The sequence below is a fragment of the Allobosea massiliensis genome, from assembly GCF_042655245.1.
Classification (GTDB): Bacteria; Pseudomonadota; Alphaproteobacteria; order Rhizobiales; family Beijerinckiaceae; genus Allobosea; species Allobosea massiliensis.
The window spans coordinates 138,220-155,278 of record NZ_JBHSLU010000051.1; the positions used below are offsets into that span (position 1 = coordinate 138,220).

Genomic DNA, 17,059 nt, shown 5'->3' on the forward strand with positions numbered 1-17,059 from the left:
AGGAAGAACGCTCAGGCGCTCTTCTTCTTGTCACCCTTGTCGTCGCTGACGTCCTTGAAGTCGGCGTCGATGACGTCGTCCTCCTTCTTGGCGTCGGCGGCCGCAGGCTCACCCTCGCCTGCGCCTTCGGCCTGGCTGGCGGCATACATCGCCTCGCCGAGCTTCATCGAGGCCTGCATCAGATCGGTGGTGCGGGCCGTGATCGTCTCGGCATTGTCCTCGGCCAGCGCCGCCTTGAGCGCGTCGAGCGCGGTCTCGATCGCCGTCTTGTCGGCGGCGGAAACCTTCTCGCCATACTCCTTCAGCGACTTCTCGGTCGAATGCACCAGGCTCTCGCCCTGGTTCTTCGCCTCGACCAGCTCGCGACGCTTCTTGTCCTCGGTCGCGTTGGCCTCGGCGTCCTTGACCATCTTCTGGATGTCGGCCTCGGAGAGCCCACCGGACGCCTGGATCCGGATCTGCTGCTCCTTGTTGGTGGCCTTGTCCTTCGCGGTGACCGAGACGATGCCGTTGGCGTCGATGTCGAAGGTCACCTCGATCTGCGGCATGCCGCGCGGGGAGGGCGGGATCCCCATCAGGTCGAACTGGCCGAGCAGCTTGTTGTCGGCCGCCATCTCGCGCTCGCCCTGGAAGACCCGGATCGTCACCGCCTGCTGGTTGTCCTCGGCGGTGGAGAAGACCTGGCTCTTCTTGGTCGGGATCGTGGTGTTGCGGTCAATGAGACGCGTGAACACGCCGCCCAGCGTCTCGATGCCGAGCGAGAGCGGGGTCACGTCGAGCAGCAGCACGTCCTTGACGTCGCCCTGCAGCACGCCGGCCTGGATCGCGGCGCCGATGGCGACGACCTCGTCGGGGTTGACGCCCTTGTGCGGCTCCTTGCCGAAGAACTGCTTCACGACCTCCTGGACCTTCGGCATGCGGGTCATGCCGCCGACGAGGACGACCTCGTCGATCTGCCCGGCCGAGAGGCCGGCATCCTTGAGCGCCTTCTTGCAGGGCTCGATCGTGCGCTGGACGAGATCGTCGACCAGGCTCTCGAACTTGGCGCGCGAGAGCTTGATGGCGAGGTGCTTCGGACCCGAGGCATCCGCCGTGATGTAGGGCAGGTTGATCTCGGTCTGGGCCGCGCTCGACAGCTCGATCTTGGCCTTCTCCGCGGCCTCCTTCAGGCGCTGCAGGGCGAGTTTGTCCTTCTTCAGGTCGATGCCCTGCTCGCGCTTGAACTCGTCCGCTAGGTACTCGACCAGGCGCATGTCGAAGTCCTCGCCGCCGAGGAAGGTGTCGCCATTGGTCGACTTCACCTCGAAAACGCCGTCGCCGATCTCGAGGATCGAGACGTCGAAGGTGCCGCCGCCGAGGTCATAGACCGCGATCGTGCCGGCCTGCTTCTTGTCGAGGCCGTAGGCGAGCGCGGCCGCCGTCGGCTCGTTGATGATGCGCAGCACCTCGAGGCCGGCGATGCGGCCGGCATCCTTCGTCGCCTGGCGCTGGGCGTCGTTGAAATAGGCGGGAACGGTGATGACGGCCTGTGTGACGGGCGAGCCGAGATAGGCCTCCGCCGTCTCCTTCATCTTGGTGAGGGTGAAGGCCGAGATCTGGGACGGCGAATAGTCGTTGCCGTCGGCCTCGACCCAGGCGTCGCCCGAGGAGGCCTTCTTGATCTTGTAGGGAACCAGCTTCAGATCCTTCTGCGTCATCGGGTCGTCGAAGGTGCGACCGATGAGACGCTTGATGGCGAAGAAGGTGCGTTCCGGATTGGTGACGGCCTGGCGCTTGGCCGGCTGGCCGACGAGACGCTCGCCATCATCTGTGATCGCGACGATCGACGGCGTGGTGCGGGCGCCTTCAGAGTTCTCGATGACCTTAGGCGTCGTGCCTTCCATGACCGCGACGCAGGAATTGGTCGTGCCGAGGTCGATACCGATGACTTTACCCATGGATGGGATCCCTTTTGAACGGAGCAGATCGCCGGGTTGCGACGGACATCGCCACCTCCCGGCCCATGGACCGGTGCGCCCCCACCTGTTGCGGCGAACGAACCGGCATTCCACGTCAGACGGTCGTGAAACCGCCCCTTGGCGGCGTATATAGGGAGGGGGTTCCCGCCCTTGCAAGACAGGCGAGCCGATTAAGAATCACCCCCGCCGCCCTTTTCGGCGACAGGGTTGACGGCGTTCATTGCCGCCGAGTGTTGCGCCGGTGCCCTTGCGTCGGCCGGCGCGGCATTTCATGCAAAACGGGTCGAATCCCTGATCCAGCGGGCTTTTCGTGATCCGACTGCCATATGCCGCCCTCTGCCTCGCACCGCTGGTCATTGCCGGCGCGATGCAGGCCGCTCTGGCGCAGCCGATGCAACTGCCGGGAGCGCAGCCCTTCAATGCACCCGGCACGCAGCAGGCCGCGCCCCCCTCCAGCGCGCCGGCCGCGCCGCGTCCGCCTTCCATGCCGCCGATCAAGGTGGCTGGCGAAGACGCCATCCTCGGCCGCGTGCTGCGCCACAATGGCGGGGCGGGTGAAGCGGTCTTCGAGAAGTCGGGCGCGGGCTACGGTCTCAAGCTGACGGCGGATGGCTTCCAGTCCGGCAATCTGGTCGAGCCCTGCGCGGTGTCCTTCGGCGAGACCCCGGTGCCGGTGACCGCCCTCGGCCGGCCCGCTGGCGTGCCGCGCTACCGGCTCGAGGCGTCGGTCTGTCCGATCGTCTTCGACGTGCTGGACGGCGCTGTCCTCGTCGTCGAGCCGACCCAGCCATGCGTCGTCGAGGCCGCCGCCTGCCGCATCGATCCGCGCGGCCTCTGGGGGCCGGATGCGCGCACGCTCGCCGCCCGCGCCAAGGAGATCGAGGCGGCTCGCGGCGCGGCCGAGCGCGCCGTGCGCGAGGGCTATCGCGTGCTGACCGCGAGGGCCGATGCGGTCGAGCAGCGCGCGATCGCGCGCGAGCAGGCCGGTTTCTCAGCCGAGCGCGAGCTGGTCTGCCGCTCGTATCAGCGCGAGGGTCAGTACGGCTTCTGTGGCGCGCGCCTGACGGAGGCCCGCGCTGCCTCGATCCGCGCCCGCCTCGGCCTCGCCAATGAACCCGCCAAACCGGCGCCGCGTCCCGCTCGACCGCGCCCCGCGCCGCCCGCGGGCGGATCGGGACCGCTGCCGCTGACGCCGCAATAGCGCCGCACGGCACCCTCACTGCCTTGTCATTGGCCTTGCGGGCTGCGATCCGTCACAGATCGCGCCCAGTCGAGAGGATGATGACGCGGATCATGGCCTACCCCCTCACCCGACGGTTTTGGCGCCAGGCGGCGCTCGCCCTCGCTCTGGTCGCGCCCGCTCTGGTGCAGGCCGCGGAGTCGACTGCCGTCACCAGCCCGCGCGTAACGGCGACGCTCCTCTCCAGCCGTGATGCCGTGGCGCCGGGGGAGCGCTTCCAGGTCGCGCTCGTCCAGAAGATCGCGCCCGGCTGGCACACCTACTGGGCCAATCCCGGCGATTCCGGCGAGGCGACCCGCATCATCTGGACCCTGTCGCAGGGCGCGAGCGCCGGCGAGATCCAGTGGCCCGCCCCGAAGGCGATCCCGGTCGAGCCGCTGGTCAATTTCGGCTTCGAGGGCACGGTCCTGCTGCCGGTGGAGATCGCCGTTCCCGCCGATGCCAAGATCGGTGAACGCCTGACGCTGCAGGCGGCGGCCACCTGGCTCGTCTGCGAGAAGATCTGCATTCCCGAGGAAGGCACGCTGACGCTCGACCTGCCGGTCGCGCCGGCGGCCGTCATCGACGCCGCGGCGGAGTCCCGTATTGCGGAGGCGCGCGCGCAGCTTCCGGCACCGGCGGCGTTCCGAGGCCGCCTCGCCGCCGAGGGCGAGGCTCTCGTCCTGACGCTGCCGGGCCTGCCGGCCGTGGCCACGGAGCTGCGCTTCTTCCCGCTGTCCGACACGCTGATCGACCACGCCGCTGCCCAGGAGATCCGCCGCGCGGGCGAGGCGACCACGGTGCGCCTCGCCCGTTCCAGCGCCTTCAAGATCGCGGAGGGCGAGAGCGCCGGTGTGCTGACCTATCGCGAAGGCGGGGCTCCTCGGGCGCTGAGCATCGTCGCAGATGTCGATCGAGCCCTCGTCGGCGCCGCGGCGGCGCCTGCAGCCGCACCTGCGGCGGTCACCATTCCTCTCCCTGCCGAGGGCGCGGACCTCACGCTCTGGGCGGCCCTGCTGTTCGCCTTCGCCGGCGGGCTGATCCTCAACCTGATGCCCTGCGTGCTGCCCGTGCTCTTCATCAAGGCGCTGGGCTTCGCCCAGCTTGCCCAGGCCAGCCGCTCGCAGGTCCGCGAGCAAGGGCTGCTCTTCCTCGCGGGCGTGCTGGTGACCTTTATGGCGCTGGCGACGCTGGTGATCGCGCTCGGTGCGCTCGGCACCAGCGTCGGCTGGGGCTTCCAGCTGCAGTCGCCGCCGCTGGTGATCGCGCTCGCTGTGGTGATGACGCTGATCGGCCTCAACCTGCTGGGCGCCTTCGAAGTCGGGACTTCGGCGGCCGGCCTCGGCCATGGCCTCGCCAGCCGGGGCGGGCGGCTCGGCGCCTTCATGACCGGCGCTCTGGCGGTGGTCGTCGCGACGCCCTGCACGGCACCCTTCATGGGCGCGGCGATCGGCTATGCGGTGACTCAGCCGCCCCTGCTCGGCCTGTCCGTCTTCCTGTCGCTGGCGTTGGGTTTTGCCCTCCCGGTGGTGGCACTCTCCTTCGCGCCCGGCCTGCTGCGGTTGCTGCCGAAACCCGGCCGCTGGATGCTGATCCTGAAGCAGGCCTTCGCCTTCCCGATGTTCGCGACCGCGATCTGGCTGATCTGGGTCGCCTCGGTTCAGGCGGGGCCCGGCGGCGTGCTGGCGGCGCTGGTCGCCGTGCTCGCGGCGGGCTTCGTGGTCTGGCTGGTCGGCGTCACGCGCGGCAGCGGGCGCGGCCGGCTGGCCTCGTCGCTGGCGGCCGTTTTGGTCGCCGTCGGGGCCGGCTGGTTCGTGGTCCAGAGCGCGGTGCCGGAGGCGACGCAGGCACGGGCCGGCGATGTCCAGGCCTGGTCGCCCGAGCGCGTCGCGGCGCTGCAGGCGGAAGGGCGGCCGGTCTTCGTCAACTTCACCGCGGCCTGGTGCATCACCTGCCTCGCCAATGAGCGCGTCGCGCTCTCGCGGCAGGAGGTCAAGGACGCCTTCGCCGAACTCAAGGTCACCTATCTCAAGGCCGACTGGACCAACCGCAACAGCCAGATCGCGATGGCCCTGGCCGAGCAGGGCCGGGCCGGCGTGCCGCTCTATCTGTTCTATCCCGGCCGCAAGGGCGCCGCGCCCGAGGTGCTGCCCCAGTTGCTGACGCCCGATACCGTCGTCACTGCCGCCCGCCGCGCCGCCGGCAAGCCGGTCGAGACGGCCGCCCGCTGAGCCTCATCCCCACCGCAGACAGGAGACAGACGTGAAAGCCCACCTGACCCGCCAGACCTTTCTCGCCGGCCTCGCCTTCGCTGGCCTCGCTCTCGCGGCAGCGCCCGCGCTGGCCCAATCCGCCGCGAAGATCGGCGCACCCGCCCCGGCCTTCGAGGCCGTGGATTCCAATGGCCAGACCCGCAAGCTTTCCGAATTCGCGGGCAAGACGGTGATCCTCGAATGGACCAATCATGACTGCCCCTATGTCCGGAAGCACTACAACAGCGCCACGATGCAGACGCTGCAGAAGGACATGGCGAAGGAAGGCGTCGTCTGGCTCTCGGTTATTTCCTCGCCGGTCGGCGAGCAGGGCCATGTCGATGGCGCCAGGGCCAATGAGCTGACGAAGAGCCGCGATGCCGCCCCGGCGGCCGTCCTGCTCGACCCCAACAGCAAGGTCGCCCGCGCCTATGGCGCGACCACGACGCCGCATATGTACATCATCGATGCCAAGGGCACGCTCGCCTATATGGGCGCGATCGACGACAAGCCCTCCGCCAGCGCGGCCAGCCTCGAAGGCGCCAAGAGCTATGTCCGCCAGGCGGTGGCCGAGCTCAAGGCCGGCAAGCCGGTCTCGGAGGCGAGCACCAAGGCCTATGGCTGCGCAGTGAAATACGCGCCGGTGAGCTGAGGGCTGACCCTAAGCGTCATGCCCGGGCTTGACCCGGGCATCTCGTAAACCAACACCTCAGAATGCAGGAAATTCTCGGGTCTGCGCTTCGATTCGCCCGAGAATGACGCCTCGCTAAACCCGCCCCAGCCGCACGCCCGTCTGGCTGTCGAAGACATGGACACGGTCGGGATCGACCGTGATCCAGATGCGGCCCGCCTGTGCCGCGACCGCGTCGGTCGCCGCCTGCATCACGAAGGGCAGGCCGGCGAGCTGGCCGTGGAAGAGCTGGGTCGCCCCCAACTCCTCGATGAATTCGACGTCGAAGGGCAGCGATCCAGCTTCACCCTCGGAGGCGATCTCGACATCCTCCGGCCTCAGGCCCACCTCGACCGCCGTCTGCGCCGGCAGATCCTGGCGCAGGTCGCGTGCCTCCAGGATCGCATCGCCCAGCGCCACGATGCCGGGGCCGTCGATCGTGCCGGGCAGGATGTTCATCGGCGGCGAGCCGATGAAGGTCGCGACGAACTTGCTCGCCGGCTTCTTGTAGACATCGGCCGGCAGGCCGATCTGCTCGACTTGGCCGCCATTCATGACGACCAGCTTGTCGGACAGTGTCATCGCCTCGACTTGGTCGTGCGTGACGTAGATCGAGGTGACGCCGAGCGCGCGCTGCAGCTTCTTGATCTCGACGCGCATCTGCACGCGCAGCTTGGCGTCGAGGTTGGAGAGCGGCTCGTCGAACAGGAAGACCTGCGGCTTGCGCACGATCGCGCGGCCCATCGCGACGCGCTGGCGCTGGCCGCCCGAGAGCTGCTTCGGCCGGCGCTCCAGCAGCCCCTCGATGGCGAGGATGCGCGCCGCTTCCTTCACCCGCCGGTCGATCTCGTCCTTGGGCGTGCCGCGGTTGCGCAGCCCATAGGCCATGTTGTCGTAGACGCTCATATGCGGGTAGAGCGCGTAGTTCTGGAACACCATTGCGATGTCGCGGTCGGCGGGGCCGATCTCGTTGACGACGCGATCCCCGATCGAGACCTCGCCCGCCGAGATCGTCTCCAGCCCCGCGACCATGCGCAGCAGCGTGGATTTTCCGCAGCCGGAGGGGCCGACCAGCACGCAGAAGCCGCCATCGGGAATGTCGAAGGACACGCCCTTCACCGCCTCGACGCCGCCGGCGTAGATCTTCTTGACGTTGGTGAGTGTAACCTGGGCCATCGGCGACTTATTTCTCGGTTTCGACCAGGCCCTTCACGAAGAGCCTCTGCATCAGGACGACGACGAGCACCGGCGGCAGCATCGCCAGCATGGCGGTGGCCATGGCGAGCTGCCATTCGGTGAGCGCGTCGGAGGTGACGATCATCTTCTTGATGCCGATGACGATGGTCTGCATCGAGTCCTTCGTCGTGATCAGAAGCGGCCAGAGATACTGGTTCCAGCCATAGATGAACTGGATCACGAACAGCGCTGCGATGGTGGTGATCGAGAGCGGGACGACCGTGTCCTTGAAGAACTTGAACGGTCCGGCACCGTCGATCTTCGAGGCTTCCAGCAGCTCGTCGGGGATCGTCATGAAGAACTGGCGGAACAGCAGCGTGCCGGTCGCAGACGCGATCAGCGGGATCGCGAGGCCCTGATAGGTGTCGAGCATCCGCAGGTCCGAGACGACCTTGAAGGTCGGGAAGATGCGCACCTCGACGGGCAGCATCAGCGTCACGAAGATGATCCAGAACGCCGCCATCCGGAAGGGGAAGCGGTAATAGACGATAGCATAGGCCGAGAGCACGGAGATGAAGATCTTCCCGATCGCGATCGCCATGGCCATGATGAAGGAGTTGAGCATCATCGTCGCCACCGGCTCGCGCGTCGTGCGCGCCGTCCCGACGAAGAGGATCTGGCCGTAATTCTCGAGGAAATGCGGCCCTGGCCAGAGCGGCAATTGCCCGTTGATGATGGTGGCGTTGTCCCAGGTCGAGGCGACGAAGGTCAGCCAGACCGGGAAGGCGACGATCAGCACGCCGATCGTCAGGATGACATAGGCGATCGCGTCGCCCAGGCGGCGGTCCTCGACCATCAGTAGCTGACCCTGCGCTCGATGAACTTGAACTGCACCGCCGTCATCGCGATGACCATGACCAGCAGCACGACCGACTGCGCCGCCGAGCCGCCGAGATTGGAGCCGCCCTTGCCGTCCGCATAGACCTTGTAGACCAGCGTCTCGGTCGCGCCCGAAGGCCCGCCCGCCGTCATCGTGTCGATGATGCCGAAGGTGTCGAAGAAGACGTAGACGATGTTGACGACGAGCAGGAAGAAGGTCGTCGGCGAGAGCAGCGGGAAGACGATCGTCCAGAAGCGCCGCATCGGCCGCGCACCGTCGATCACGGCGGCCTCGATCACGCTCTTGGGGATCGATTGCAGCCCCGCCAGGAAGAACAGGAAATTGTAGCTGATCTGCTTCCAGGTCGCCGCGAGGATGACGAGCAGCATCGCGTCATTGCCGTTCAGGCGCGGATTCCAGGCGATGCCGAGGCTCTGGAGGCCGCGCGCCAGCATGCCCAGCGACGGGTCGAACATGAAGATCCAGAGCACGCCGGCAATCGCGGGAGCGACGGCGTAGGGCCAGATCAGCAGGGTCTTGAAGATCTCGGCGCCGCGGATCGCCCGGTCCGCCATCACCGCGAAGAGCAGCGCCAGCGACAGCGAGAGGAAGCACACGGCCGTCGAGAAGATCACCGTGTTGACGAAGGCCTTGAGATAGCCCGGATCGCGGAACAGGGCCTGATAGTTCTCGAGCCAGACGAACTCGGTCGAGACGCCGAACGCATCCTCCAGCAGAAAGCTCTGCCAGATCGCCTGGCTGGCCGGCCAGTAGAAGAACACGATGGTGATGGCGAGCTGCGGCAGCAGCAGCAGGGCCGGCACCGTGAGCCCGTTGAAATAGGCGTTCTTCTGCATGGCCTGTCCGAAAGAATCCGCCGCCCCGGCAGCCGGGGCGGCGGTGTCACGTGAGGATGAGGGTCAGCGCGAGGCGGTGCGCTCGAACTGGCGCAGCGTCTGGTTGCCACGCTCGACGGCCGCGTCGAGCGCTGCCTTCGGCGTCTTCTGGCCGTTCAGGGCGGCCTCGAACTCCTCGGCCCAGATATCGCGGATCTGGACGAGGCTGCCGAAGCGCACCCCGCGCGAATTCGCCGTCGGCTCCTTGTTGGTCAGTTGCAGCAGCGGCGTCTCGAGGAAGGGCTTGTCCTTGTAGAAGCCGGACGCCTTGACCTTCTCATAGGCCGCCTTGGTGATCGGCAGATAGCCGGATTCCGTGTGCAGCTTCACCTGGCGGTCGACATCGGACAGGAAGGTGAAGAACTTGGCGACGCCCTTGTATTCGTCGGCCTTCTTGCCGCCCATCACCCAGAGCGAAGCGCCGCCGATGATCGAGTTCTGCGGAGCGCCCTGGACATCGGGGTAATACGGCATCGGGGCGTTGCCCCAGTCGAACTTGGCGTTGGCGCGGACGTTGCCGAAGAAGGCGGAGGAGGTCAGGAAGATCGGGCACTCGCCCGAGGTGAAGCGACCTTCGCCCGTGTTGGTGCGGCCCGAGTAATCATAGGTCTTGTCCTTCTGCATCTCGACCAGATTGGTCAGGTGCTTGAGGAAGACGCCCTTGTTGAAGACGAACTCGGTGTCGAAGCCTTCGAAGCCGTTGGCCTTGGTGCCGACCGGCTCGTTGTGCCAGGCGCCGAGCTGCTCGACATTCACCCAGGTCACCCAGGCGTTGGAGAAGCCGCACTTGTCATAGCCGGCCGCCTTGAGCTTCTTGGCCGCGTCGAACACCTCCGGCCAGGTCTTGGGCGCCGCATCAGCGTTCAGCCCCGCCTTCTTGAACGCGTCCTTGTTGTACCACATCACCGTGGAGGACGAGTTGAAGGGGAAGGACAGCATCTCGCCCTTCGTGGTCGAGTAGTAGCCGGTGATCGCGGGCAGATAGGCCTTGGGGTCGAAGGTCTCGCCGGCGTCCTTCATCAGGTCCTGCACCGGCTTGATGGCACCCTTGGCCGACATCATCGTCGCGGTGCCGACCTCGAAGACCTGCATGATGTGCGGCGCATTGCCGGCGCGGAAGGCGGCGATGCCGGCGTTCAGCGTGTCGGCATAGGAGCCCTTATAGGTCGGAACGACCTTGAAGTCCTTCTGCGAGGCGTTGAACTCCTCGGCCAGCCGCACGACCACGTCGTTGTTGGCGCCGGTCATGGCATGCCACCACTGGATCTCGGTCTGCGCCAGCGCAGGCGCGGCGCCGCCGAGGACGAAGGCCGCGACGGACATCAGGATACGTGATTTCACGGTCATCTCTTTCTCCCTTCCGCCCTCGGTGGGCCGAGGCGGCTGTTCTTGTTGGTGCGCAAGCTAACATGAAGGCCGGGCGACGGTTCAATGACAAAATGATGACGGATGCAAGCGCGGGCGCTTTCGCCGCGCCCGGATCGGGCTCTTGCACAATCCCCCGGAAGACGCTGTTCTCCCGGACCCCACCGCCTTCCACGGATGCCTCCCATGCCCCGCCTGACTCTGACGCCCGAACGGACCCTTCCCGCAGACGCGCAGGCCGCGGCCCTGCTGGGACGCATCTGGCGCCCGGATGCCGCGGGGCCCGCGGTGGTCACGCTCCGCGACGGAAACGTGATCGACGTCACCCGCACCTTCCCGACCAGCCGCGACCTCTGCGAGGCGCCGGATCCCGCCGCCGCGCTGCGGGCCGCGTCGGGCGAGACCGTCGCGCCGCTCGCCGAGATCCTGGCGAACACGCCGCCGGATGGTCGCGATGCCGCGCGCCCCTGGCTGCTCTCCCCGCTCGATCTGCAGGTGGTGAAGGCCGCCGGCGTCACCTTCGCCGTCTCGATGCTGGAGCGTGTCATCGAGGAGAAGGCGCGCGGCAACCCGGCCGCCGCGGCCACCATCCGCGAGGAGATCGGCAAGCTGATCGGCGATGATCTCTCGAAGCTGAAGCCCGGCTCGCCCGAGGCGATGCATCTCAAGGATGTCCTCATCAAGCAGGGGGCCTGGAGCCAGTATCTCGAGGTCGGCATCGGCCCCGATGCCGAGATCTTCACCAAGGCGCCGCCGATGTCCTCCGTCGGCACCGGTTTCGACGCCGGTCTGCATCCCGCCTCGACCTGGAACAATCCCGAGCCCGAGATCGTGCTCGTCGTCGCTTCCGACGGCCGCATCGTCGGCGCCACGCTGGGCAACGACGTCAATCTGCGCGATGTCGAGGGCCGTTCGGCCCTGCTCCTCGGCAAGGCCAAGGACAACAATGCCGCCGCCGCGGTCGGCCCCTTCATCCGCCTCTTCGATGCCGGCTTCACCCTCGACCATGTCCGCAACACGACCGTGACGCTCAAGGTCGAGGGCGAGGACGGCTTCGTGCTGGAAGGCTCCTCCTCGATCGCGAAGATCAGCCGCGATCCCGCCGACCTCGCGAGCCAGATGATCGGCCCGCATCACCAGTATCCGGACGGGGCGGCGCTCTATCTCGGCACCATGTTCGCGCCGATCAAGGATCGCGATACGCCCGGCGGCGGCTTCACCCACAAATACGGCGACGTGGTCACCATCGCCGCCCCGGAGCTCGGCGCGCTGGTCAACCGCATGAAGCGCACCGACCATTGCGAGCCCTGGACCTTCGGCACGTCGCATCTGATGCGCAGCCTGGCCAAGCGCGGGCTCCTGTGAGGCCAGGCGCGATCCTCGTCGTCGGCGAGGCAATCGGCGATTTCATCCCGCGCGACGCCGAGGGGCGCCGCTACGAGGCGGTGCTGGGCGGCTCCGGCTTCAACGCCGCCCTGGCCCTGGCCCGCTTCGGGGCGCATCCCGCCTATGCCGCCGCGCTCTCGACCGACGCCCTCGGCCGGCGCTTTCGTGCCGCGCTGGCGGCGGAGGGAATCGACACGGCGCTGATCCGCGACAGCGCGCGCCCGACCGCCGTCGCCATCGTCTCCCCCCTGGGGCCGGACGGGATTCCGGAGTTCGCGCTTTACCTTCAGGGAACCGCCCATGATGAAGCGCAGGGGACACCTCGCGCGCTGCCGCCGGGTGTGACCCATCTGCATGCGGCCTCCTTCGGCGCCACTATCGGCCCCTCCGGAGACGCGACGGGCGATCTGGCGGCGAGCGCCCGCACTGGGGGTGCCACGATCAGCTACGACATCAACATCCGTGCGACCGTCCTGCCGGAGCGCGACCGCGCGCGCGCGCTGATCGAGGCGCGCATCGCCCAGGCCGATATCGTCAAGGCGAGCCTGGACGATATCGCCTGGCTCCATCCCGGCGAGCCGGCGGAGGCGGTGGCGAAGCACTGGCGGAATCTCGGCGCGCGTCTCGTGCTCGTCACCCGGGGCAGCGAGGGCGCGATCGGCTATGGCGCCGGCGAGCCGCTGGTGGCCACCGTTCCATCCGTGGTCGTGGCCGATACGGTCGGCGCGGGCGACACCTTCATCGGTGGCGTCCTGGCCGTGCTGGCCGCTCGTGGACGGCTCGGCCGCGGCTTCTCCGAAGCCTCGAGAGAAGTTCTGAGGGATGCGCTCGCCTTTGCCTGTGCGGTCGCCGCCGACAGCTGCACCCGCCCGGGCTGCGATCCGCCGCGCCGCCTCGCGACCTGACCGGAGCCGCCGATGCATCTCGCTTATCTCGACTATCACACCTGTGGCGAGCCGGTCCGGATCGTCACCGGCGGCTATCCGGTGCTGAAGGGGGCGACGATCCTCGAGAAGCGTCGCGACGCGCGCGAGAACCATGATCATCTGCGCCGGGCGATGATGCTGGAACCGCGCGGCCATGCCGGCATGTATGGCGTGATTCCGGTCGCGTCCTCGCATCCGGAGGCCGCCTTCGGCGTGCTCTTCACCCACAACGAGGGCTACTCGACCATGTGCGGCCACGCGACGATCGCGCTCGGCCGCTATGCGATCGAGCACGGGCTGGTGCCGGCGGCGGAGCCGGTCACCCGCTTCGCGATCGAGGCGCCCTGCGGCCTGCTCCGGCTCGAATGCGCGGTGCGCGACGGCAAGGTGGACAGCGTGGTCTTCGAGAGCGTTCCGGCCTTCGTCTTCGCGCGCGACCTCGCCGTCGCCCTGCCAGGCTATGACGAGGTCGTCACCGACATCGCCTATGGCGGCGCCTTCTACTGCATCCTGCCGGCGTCGCGCTTCGGGCTCGATCTCTTCGAGACGCCGGTCGCGGCGCTGACCGATGCGGCGGCCGCCCTGACGGACCATCTGCGCGCGAGCCTGCCGATCACGCACCCGAGCGAGCCCGATCTCGGCTTCCTCTACGGCACGATCATCACCGACGAGGCTCAGGCGCACGATGAGAGCTTCAACCTCTGCATCTTCGCGGAAGCGCAGATCGACCGTTCCCCGACCGGCTCCGGGGTCACGGCCCGCATGGCGCTCGACCATGCGAAGGGCTTCGTCGAGACTGGCACCACCCGCCGCTTCCGCAGCATCACCGGCGGCACCTTCACCGGCCGTGTGCTCGGCCCCGTCGCCGGTTTTGCGGACGGGGCGGTCACGGTCGCGGTCGGCGGCACCGGCCATTTCGCCGGGCAAGGCAGCTTCACCATCGAGCCGGACGATCCCCTCGGCCACGGCTTCGCGCTCCCGAACCGCTTTGCCGAAATCGCGCGCGGTTAACCCAGACGGGAAACCAGTTCGAGCGATTCCACTCGACCGACGGGCCGATTACAGGCTGTTTCGCTGATCGTGGCAGTCTCCGGGTAAGGTTTTCTCGGCAGGCTGCCCGCTGCAGAAGTCGGAGGCGGCATGTCGATCGGAAATCTCGGGGCACCATCGGCGACGGCGACCCTCGGCGATCGGCTGGTGCGTCTCGCCGGTTCGCCCGGGCTGTGGATCGCCGCCTTCGCGCTCGCCGCGGTCGCGGCACTCACGCTGAAGCTGAGCCTGCCGCTCGGCCCCAACGCCTGGGACACGGCGGTCTATCTCGATGCGGTCCAGCGCATCCGCATGGGGCAGATGCCGAGCCTCGACTTCTTCGCGCCCGTCGGGCCGCTGGGCTATTACGGCGCCGCGCTGCTGGATCGGCTGTTCCCGCTGGCGCAGCCGATGCTGCTGGTGAACTGGGCTCTGCTGCCGGTCCTGCTGCCTCTCGCCGCGATCCTGGCCGCGTCGGTCTCGGCCCGCTCCCGCCCGCTCGCTCTGGCGCTGATTCTGCCGCTGCTGCTCTTCGCCGCGCTGCCGATTAATCTCCACGGCCTCTATCCGATGCCGGGCTTCGACGGCTACGGAAACTACAACCGCCATGTCGCGCTGCTGCTCTACGCGCTGATCGCGACGCTGCTCTTCGTGCCGCGCGGGCGCCTCGCGACAGGGCTCGTCGCGGCCCTGATGCTGACGCTGTTCCTGGTGAAGATCACCGGCGCCGTCACCGGTGCCCTGCTGGTCGGATACGCCATCCTGGCCGGCCGCCTGCGTCTGCGCGACGCCGTGCTGGCGGCGGGGCTGGTCCTGGCCGCGCTCGGCCTGCTCGACCTCGCGACCGGGATCGTGCGCGCCTATCTCGCCGACATCCTCGCTCTGCTCGCCCTCAACACCGGCGCGCTGCTGCCGCGCTTCCTCACCGTCGCCTCGGTCAAGTTCAACGTCGTCGGCCCCTGCCTGCTGCTCATGGGCGCGCTGGCCCTGGCCGCCTGGCGGGAAGGCCTGTCGCTCTCGCTCGACGGTCTGCGCCGGCTTGCCGCCTCAAATCTCGGCTGGCTCGCCGCGGCCTTCCTGGCGCTGACCTTCTTCGAGACGCAGAACACCGGCTCGCTCGAATATATCGGCCTCTGGCCCATCCTGCTGTTGATCCTTCTCGACTGGCGAAACCGCTCCGACCGGCTGCGCCCGGTCGTGCTAGTGCTGGCGCTCGCCGTCGCACTGCCGAGCGCGGTGATCGTGGTCGAGCGTAGCGCGCGGGCCTTGCTCGGCGCGGCCGGCCATGTCGCGCTCGATGCGCCCGAGCTCGGCCCGCTCGGCCGCGTCAGCCTCAAGCCCGAGACGGCGCAGCGCGCGGCGGTCATGCTGGACCACTATGCCAAACACCCGGAGCCTTACAGGGACCTCGCTGCCCGGGGCCTCGGCCCCTCGGCAATCCTCTATTCCGAGATCGACTACCAGGCGACCTGGCTGCTCGAGGTCCGTCAGGGCATCGTCGCGCTGCGCGCCTGGGAGGCCGCCAACGGACGCCGGCTCAACGGCATCCTGACGCTCGACTTCGTCGATCCCTTCAACAGGCTGCTGGACCGGGAGCCGCCGCGCCATGTCCCGATCGGCATGGATCCCGGCCGCAGCACGCCCGCGCTGGAGCCGCGCACGCTGGCGGAACTGGCCCGCACCGATGCGATCCTGGCGCCGAAATGTCCCGTGACGGCAGCCCGCGACGCCATCCGCGCGCATTTCGCCGAGGCGCTGCGCGGGCGCCGGCTGGTCGCCTTGTCGCCCTGCTGGGACCTCCATCTGAAGGGCTGAGCCGGCTTGCTCAGCCCGCCGTCTGCCCGGCCTCCCAGCCGAGGATGGCGCGCTTGCGCGTCAGCCCCCAGTGATAGCCGGTCAGCGCACCGGATTTCCCGATGACGCGGTGGCAGGGCACGACGAAGGAGATCGGGTTCTTGCCCACCGCCATCCCGACGGCGCGCGAGGCGCTCGGCTTGCCGATATGGCAGGCGACATCGCCATAAGTCGTGGCGCGGCCGACCGGGATCTTCAGCAGCGTCTGCCAGACCCGGACCTCGAAATCCGTCCCGATCAGCACGACACGCAACGGCGTCTCGGCCGACCACGCCTTCGGATCGAAGATGCGCGCGGCATAGGGCGCTGTCGCCTGCGGATCGAAGCGGTACTGCGCATGCGGCCAGCGCCGCATCATGTCCGCCAGCGCCTCCGCCCGCCCGCCGACGACCTTGCCGCCGTCGAGCCCATCCGAGACCCAGCCGAGCCCGGCCAGCCCGCGCGGCGTCGTCACGATCAGCGCCTCGCCGAAGGGGGAGGGATGGAAGCCGTAGGACAGGCTCAGCCCGCCGCCGCCGGCCTTCCATTCGCCCGGCGACATCGCCTCATGCGTCACGAAGAGATCGTGCAGCCGCCCCGGCCCCGACAGCCCGACCTCCAGCGCGGTGTCGAGCACGCTGGCCGAGGCGCCGAGCAGATTCTTGGCATGGTAGAGCGTGATCGCCTGCAGAAAGGCCTTGGGCGTCAGCCCGCACCAGCGCCGGAACAGGTGGTGGATGTCGGTCGGCGTCGCACCGGCGGCGCCCGCGATCGTCTCGATCGTCGGCTGGGCGCGCCAGTTCTCGGTGATGTAGGCCAGCACACGGCGCACCGTGTCGTAGTCGGAGCCCGGCGCGACGGAGGCGAACTCGGCCGCCGCCGGCATCGCCTCGGCTGCGCGCGCCAGCACCGCGTCGGAGAACCGGGTCGGCTTCATCGCCGCGAGCTTTTGCAGGGGAGCGTTCATCGCCGTTACCTTCGCCTCATCGATCATGCGGCGACACTAGGAGCGCCCGCAGCCGCCCTCCACCCGAAAGCTGGGAAGTCCGACTGCTCCTTGACCGCTTCGCGTCCTTGCTGAAATCTGCAGGCGTGGCCGGAGCAGATCATGGTCAAACGTCCATCTCGTAAGTTGAGTGTGGCAGCACTTGGTCTCATGTGTTCGTGTCATATCGCCCGGGCGGATGTCCTGGAGGGATGCTGGCGGCAAATTTATTCGAACGGAGAAGAGTGCCCATCTTGTGAAATCCACATCTCACGAGATGGAGATCGATTTCGTGTCAAAGCCAACAATGGCTGGCGCGCCAGTTTTCATACCACTACGGAGCAAAGTCCATTTGCGGCGGAGGGCATCGGTCGCTGGGGCGGCGAGGGGTCGTGTCCCATAGCGTGGTGTAGCTGACGGTGGTCACCGGCGATTGCCGGTTAGGTTTGGGTTGTGAACGCCAACCCTGAACCGAGAGATCCCC

13 protein-coding genes are annotated in these 17,059 nt (G+C 68.0%); 7 read left to right on the plus strand and 6 right to left on the minus strand.

Features of this window, described 5'->3' with window-relative positions:
• Nucleotides 1–11: 11 nt before the first annotated feature.
• Nucleotides 12–1,937 carry a molecular chaperone DnaK gene (gene dnaK / locus ACFPN9_RS16945; protein ID WP_066718244.1) on the minus strand — a complete coding sequence of 642 codons (1,926 nt, stop codon included), beginning with the start codon at nucleotides 1,935–1,937 and terminating at the stop codon, nucleotides 12–14.
• A gap of 331 nt (nucleotides 1,938–2,268) precedes the next feature.
• Between dnaK and ACFPN9_RS16950 the strand changes: the two genes are divergently transcribed.
• From ACFPN9_RS16950 to ACFPN9_RS16960, 3 genes are all read left to right on the plus strand, one after another.
• On the plus strand, nucleotides 2,269–3,159 hold the full coding sequence (locus tag ACFPN9_RS16950; protein ID WP_067992981.1) for a hypothetical protein: 891 nt from the start codon (nucleotides 2,269–2,271) through the stop codon (nucleotides 3,157–3,159).
• 92 nt (nucleotides 3,160–3,251) lie between these two features.
• Complete coding sequence (locus ACFPN9_RS16955) at nucleotides 3,252–5,408, plus strand: protein-disulfide reductase DsbD family protein (RefSeq protein ID WP_377817284.1); 2,157 nt, start codon at nucleotides 3,252–3,254, stop codon at nucleotides 5,406–5,408.
• A gap of 31 nt (nucleotides 5,409–5,439) precedes the next feature.
• Entirely contained in the window at nucleotides 5,440–6,081 is a 642-nt protein-coding gene (locus ACFPN9_RS16960) for a thioredoxin family protein (RefSeq protein WP_067992975.1), read from the plus strand.
• Nucleotides 6,082–6,195: 114 nt separating this feature from the next.
• On the opposite strand, the gene ACFPN9_RS16965 is transcribed toward ACFPN9_RS16960, so the two are convergent.
• From ACFPN9_RS16965 to ugpB, 4 genes are all read right to left on the minus strand, one after another.
• On the minus strand, nucleotides 6,196–7,275 hold the full coding sequence (locus tag ACFPN9_RS16965) for a sn-glycerol-3-phosphate import ATP-binding protein UgpC (RefSeq protein ID WP_066718256.1): 1,080 nt from the start codon (nucleotides 7,273–7,275) through the stop codon (nucleotides 6,196–6,198).
• Nucleotides 7,276–7,282: 7 nt separating this feature from the next.
• Nucleotides 7,283–8,131, minus strand: a complete 849-nt coding sequence (gene ugpE, locus ACFPN9_RS16970) for a sn-glycerol-3-phosphate ABC transporter permease UgpE (RefSeq protein ID WP_067253851.1) — start codon at nucleotides 8,129–8,131, stop codon at nucleotides 7,283–7,285.
• Nucleotides 8,131–9,012, minus strand: a complete 882-nt coding sequence (gene ugpA / locus ACFPN9_RS16975; protein ID WP_066716297.1) for a sn-glycerol-3-phosphate ABC transporter permease UgpA — start codon at nucleotides 9,010–9,012, stop codon at nucleotides 8,131–8,133. Before ugpA ends, ugpE begins: the two co-directional genes overlap by 1 nt.
• Before the next feature lie 63 nt (nucleotides 9,013–9,075).
• On the minus strand, nucleotides 9,076–10,398 hold the full coding sequence (gene ugpB / locus ACFPN9_RS16980; protein ID WP_067992969.1) for a sn-glycerol-3-phosphate ABC transporter substrate-binding protein UgpB: 1,323 nt from the start codon (nucleotides 10,396–10,398) through the stop codon (nucleotides 9,076–9,078).
• A gap of 204 nt (nucleotides 10,399–10,602) precedes the next feature.
• On the opposite strand from ugpB, the gene ACFPN9_RS16985 reads away from it, so the two are divergent.
• From ACFPN9_RS16985 to ACFPN9_RS17000, 4 genes are all read left to right on the plus strand, one after another.
• Nucleotides 10,603–11,781, plus strand: coding sequence for a fumarylacetoacetate hydrolase family protein (locus ACFPN9_RS16985; RefSeq protein WP_067992967.1), 1,179 nt, complete (start codon nucleotides 10,603–10,605; stop codon nucleotides 11,779–11,781).
• A complete protein-coding gene (locus tag ACFPN9_RS16990) occupies nucleotides 11,778–12,707 on the plus strand; it encodes a carbohydrate kinase family protein (protein ID WP_067992964.1) in 930 nt (309 codons plus the stop codon). The genes ACFPN9_RS16985 and ACFPN9_RS16990 overlap by 4 nt, the downstream gene beginning before the upstream one ends.
• 12 nt (nucleotides 12,708–12,719) lie before the next feature.
• Nucleotides 12,720–13,739 (plus strand): proline racemase family protein, encoded by a 1,020-nt coding sequence (locus ACFPN9_RS16995; RefSeq protein ID WP_067992961.1) that lies wholly within the window; start codon nucleotides 12,720–12,722, stop codon nucleotides 13,737–13,739.
• Between the two features lie 129 nt (nucleotides 13,740–13,868).
• Nucleotides 13,869–15,572: a hypothetical protein gene (locus ACFPN9_RS17000; RefSeq protein WP_067992957.1), complete on the plus strand. Its 1,704-nt coding sequence runs from the start codon at nucleotides 13,869–13,871 to the stop codon at nucleotides 15,570–15,572.
• Between the two features lie 10 nt (nucleotides 15,573–15,582).
• Here the strand turns inward: ACFPN9_RS17000 and ACFPN9_RS17005 are convergent, their stop codons facing one another.
• Entirely contained in the window at nucleotides 15,583–16,476 is an 894-nt protein-coding gene (locus tag ACFPN9_RS17005; protein ID WP_377817285.1) for a methylated-DNA--[protein]-cysteine S-methyltransferase, read from the minus strand.
• Nucleotides 16,477–17,059 lie beyond the last annotated feature (583 nt).

Bases quoted from the DNA above. Each gene is read 5' to 3' on its own strand.
- dnaK (WP_066718244.1), bottom strand. From the start codon at position 1,937: ATGGGTAAAGTCATCGGTATCGACCTCGGCACGACCAATTCCTGCGTC.
- ACFPN9_RS16955 (WP_377817284.1), top strand. From the start codon at position 3,252: ATGGCCTACCCCCTCACCCGACGGTTTTGGCGCCAGGCGGCGCTCGCC.
- ACFPN9_RS16965 (WP_066718256.1), bottom strand. From the start codon at position 7,275: ATGGCCCAGGTTACACTCACCAACGTCAAGAAGATCTACGCCGGCGGC.
- ugpE (WP_067253851.1), bottom strand. From the start codon at position 8,131: ATGGTCGAGGACCGCCGCCTGGGCGACGCGATCGCCTATGTCATCCTG.
- ugpA (WP_066716297.1), bottom strand. From the start codon at position 9,012: ATGCAGAAGAACGCCTATTTCAACGGGCTCACGGTGCCGGCCCTGCTG.
- ugpB (WP_067992969.1), bottom strand. From the start codon at position 10,398: ATGACCGTGAAATCACGTATCCTGATGTCCGTCGCGGCCTTCGTCCTC.
- ACFPN9_RS16985 (WP_067992967.1), top strand. From the start codon at position 10,603: ATGCCCCGCCTGACTCTGACGCCCGAACGGACCCTTCCCGCAGACGCG.
- ACFPN9_RS16995 (WP_067992961.1), top strand. From the start codon at position 12,720: ATGCATCTCGCTTATCTCGACTATCACACCTGTGGCGAGCCGGTCCGG.
- ACFPN9_RS17000 (WP_067992957.1), top strand. From the start codon at position 13,869: ATGTCGATCGGAAATCTCGGGGCACCATCGGCGACGGCGACCCTCGGC.
- ACFPN9_RS17005 (WP_377817285.1), bottom strand. From the start codon at position 16,476: ATGCCGGCGGCGGCCGAGTTCGCCTCCGTCGCGCCGGGCTCCGACTAC.